At 43.8% G+C, this 240-nt stretch carries 1 protein-coding gene; it reads left to right on the top strand.

Going from position 1 to position 240, the window contains the following annotated elements; genetic code table 11:
- Positions 1 to 240 (top strand): SUMF1/EgtB/PvdO family nonheme iron enzyme (locus ACU8YC_RS28910; RefSeq protein WP_446896499.1); only part of this gene is annotated, 240 nt, incomplete at both ends.

A 240-nucleotide genomic window follows, 5' to 3' on the forward strand; every position in this document is an offset into this window, starting at 1 on the left:
GTGAGTTTTTAATGGGGGACTTCGGTCCGCTGATTGGGGAAAAGCTGCCCTTCAGCTCGAACCAGGATGATAAATACCTGCATAAGGTCAGGCTGAATGACTTTATGATTGGCAAATATAAGGTCACGCATAAAGATTATAATGAGTATATAAAAATCACTCATGGCAAAAAGCTTACCTATGTATTTGGTGAGAAGTTACTGGCGGATGACGTTCCCGTCAGTGTCCCCTGGCAGATGG

It is taken from the genome of Citrobacter sp. VF227, assembly GCF_052950715.1.